The organism is Streptomyces sp. NPDC111656 (assembly GCF_055656965.1).
The window spans coordinates 1-2,123 of sequence record NZ_JBVKCA010000075.1 but is presented as its reverse complement, the minus strand read 5'-3'; the positions used below and the strand labels follow the sequence as shown (position 1 = coordinate 2,123).

Here is a 2,123-nt window from a genome sequence, read left to right as displayed (position 1 = left end):
TTAGTACTCCAGCTGTAGATCGTGATCTTGCCGATGGGCGTTCGGAGACAGCGAACCTTGAGCACGTGCCATCGAAGGCTCGTCTACTGGCCCTCTCGTGGCAGCGAAGATTGATCGCCCAGCTCAGGCCCGATGCGACGTGCCTTTGGCGGGTGGCGCATGATGCCCGGCATGGAGAGCACGGTCGAGAAGATCAAGGTCTGGTTCCGGTTCGTTCCTCGCGAGGGGTGGTTCCCGCAGGACACCGAGGGTCTATGGGCTACGAGGCTCAGCGCTGACACGGCTCGCGTGCAGAACGTCCCCTTTCTTCGGAATGGGGTGGCTGAGGGTGACGTTGTGCGGTTCCAGGCCGACTCGGAAGGGCTTCACTGGGCCGTAGGGCGGGTCAGCGCCTCCGGCAACTGCACGATTCGCGTTGTGCCTGTTCCTTCCGGCCCGCTGGGACGCAGCCCCCAGGCAGTTCATCAGCATCTTTCGAGGTTCGGGCTCGGTGGCGAAGTCTTCAGTGAAGACTTCCCGATGGTGGCCTTCAACGCACCAGCCGGTGGCGACTTTCACGGGATCAAGGCGCTCCTGACCCAAGGACAAGAGGATGGGTGGTGGCACTACGAAGTCGGCTGTGCCACCGATGAGTGGTGGAACGCCTGATCTTCGCGCCCTCCGAGGAGGCCGTCCTTCGGAGCAGCCAACCTTCGGTGGGCGCGCGCTTAAGGTTGGCTGACGCAGGACAGTGGGCCGGTACGGAGACGGGTGCGGCCATCGTTGATCATCATGAGTTGTGTGGACTAACGATGAGACGGTGGCCGCAGGTCACAGCATAGATCCCGCCCGATGGCGGGAGGCATTCGAGGCGGCCATGGGCCGAGTCGCGAGCCGGTTCGCCCGGTACGAACCCCGCCTGCGAGCCAGCCGGTTGGTGCTGGGCCTGCTGTCGGACCTGCCGCGCAAGAACTGCTGGACGATCGCGGAGTGGGCCGGCGAGGCCAGCCCGTATGGCATGCAGCATCTGCTGTCCCGGGCGGTCTGGGATGCCGATGCCGTCCGCGACGACGTGCGCGAATACGTCGTCGAGCACCTCCACGACGATGCCGCGGTGCTGGTCGTCGACGAGACCGGCGACGTGAAGAAGGGCACCCACACGGTCGGGGTCCAGCGCCAGTACACCGGTACGGCCGGGCGGATCGAGAACTCCCAGGTCGCGGTCTACCTCGTCTACGCAGGCGAGCGGGGACATGCGGCGGTGGACCGGGAGCTGTACATCCCGCGCTCCTGGACGTGCGACCCGGACCGCTGCCAGGCAGCAGGGCTCGGCGAGGACACCGTCTTCGCGGCCAAGCCAGAACTGGCCCGCACGATGATCGAACGGTTCCTGGACGCCGGACACCACGTGGGCTGGGTCACCGGGGATGAGGTCTACGGCGGCAACCCGAAACTGCGCACGGCTCTGGCCGAACGCGGCATCGGTTACGTCCTCGCGGTGGCCTGCTCGGCCGAAGTCCCCACGCAAGCAGGCAAGTTCCGGGCAGACCGCCTGGTCAAGCGGCTGCCGAAGCGGGCCTGGCAGAAGCTGTCGGCCGGTCGCGGCGCGAAGGGGCACCGCTTCTACGACTGGGCGGTCATCGACCTGGCCGGCTCCTGCCCGGGCCACCACCAGCTGCTGATCCGCCGTAACCGCGCCACCGGCGAACTCGCCTACTACCGCTGCTTCTCACCCCAGCCGGTGCCGCTGACCGAGCTGGTGCGGGTCGCCGGATCCAGATGGCGGGTGGAAGAGACCTTCCAGACAGAGAAGGGGCTCGCCGGACTCGATGAGCACCAGGTCCGCCGCTACCCCTCCTGGACCCGCTGGGTCACTCTCGCCATGCTCGCCCACGCCTTCCTCGCCGTCGTCCGCGCCGACGAACACTCCCGCCGTCCCGGACCGACCGACCTGGTCCCGCTGTCCTGCAACGAGATCCAGCGCCTATTCATCTCGCTCGTCATCCGGCCGATCCACGACGCATCCCACCGGCTCGGCTGGTCCGACTGGCGACGCCGCCATCAAGCCCAGTCCCGCACCAGCCATTACCGGCGACAAGCCGCATCCCAGACATGAAGATCACGATCTACAGTTGGAGTATTAG

General features: G+C 66.6%; 2 protein-coding genes. Both read left to right on the top strand.

Translation table 11 applies throughout. The features are described 5' to 3' along the window. Nucleotides 1–171 precede the first annotated feature (171 nt). Complete coding sequence (locus ACZ7M3_RS52780) at nt 172–648, top strand: DUF4265 domain-containing protein (protein WP_472073977.1); 477 nt, start codon at nt 172–174, stop codon at nt 646–648. Between the two features lie 208 nt (nt 649–856). Next, entirely contained in the window at nt 857–2,095 is a 1,239-nt protein-coding gene (locus tag ACZ7M3_RS52775; protein ID WP_472073975.1) for an IS701 family transposase, read from the top strand. The last annotated feature ends 28 nt before the right edge of the window (nt 2,096–2,123 follow it).